The sequence below is a fragment of the Acinetobacter endophylla genome (genome assembly GCF_053543775.1).
Map to the genome: position 1 here is coordinate 1 of NZ_JBLVOM010000133.1, position 916 is coordinate 916.

Annotated in this window: 1 protein-coding gene; it reads right to left on the reverse strand. The window is 42.8% G+C overall.

All coding sequences use genetic code 11. From position 1 onward, the window contains the following. Nucleotides 1-916: tape measure protein (locus ACNPNW_RS05970; RefSeq protein ID WP_448766707.1), on the reverse strand; the 916-nt coding region annotated here is incomplete at both ends.

Here is a 916-nt window from a genome sequence, read left to right on the forward strand (position 1 = left end):
TAGCATTCGCAACCATTGCAACGGTTTGTGCATTCGTTGCCCCCATAGATTGAGCCATTGCAGCTGTAGCAGCTAGACTAGATCTGGCAACGTTATAATCAGAAACTGCTTTATTTTTTGCAGCAGTATAATTTGCAACTTTTGCAATTGTGTCAGTCACAGTTGTTTTTGCACTTAAAGCTATTACTGGTATATAGGTTCCAGCTATATACCCTGCCACAACCATTCCGCCGCCAACAACTAAATCAATGTTATCTGCAACAATTCCTAAACTATCAGCAAAGACACCCGTTGCACCGGTACCACGGTTAAGTTCACCAACGACTCGGGAAATAGCATTTGATAGTTTCTGAGCACCATCAGCCGCACTATTGACCATGGCATCGGCCAAAGCTTTGTTACCATCAGCACCAAGTAATAAACCTTTGTGCAGATCTGTCGCTGCCAGCTTACCATCAGCACCCAGTTTACGAATCTCGGCCGTACTTTTACCAGTAGCCTTAGATACATCATTTAAAATGTTCGGTGCAGCTACCATCAAGCTGAACCAGGCATCTGCTTCAACCTTACCTTTATCCAAAATCTTGCCATAGGCATCCATAGCCGACTGTGCTTTATCTACAGAAGTCGCATTATGTACAAATGAATAGGATAAAGAATCTGAAATAGCTAAAACCTGTTGGGTGTTATAGCCTAATTCTTGTAAGCCGCCCGATGTGGAAAGATAAACTTCCTGGGCTTCTTTTAATGAACGAAAAGTACCATTGGCTGTATTGTATAAGTGCTTCTGCACCATATCGTACTCTTCAGTACTTTTAGTGGCCTGGGAAATACGCGCTGCAGTTTGAGTATATTCATCGGCTATACGTACAACGCTACCAATAGAAACTGCTGCCAGTGATGCCTTTAAGGTTGT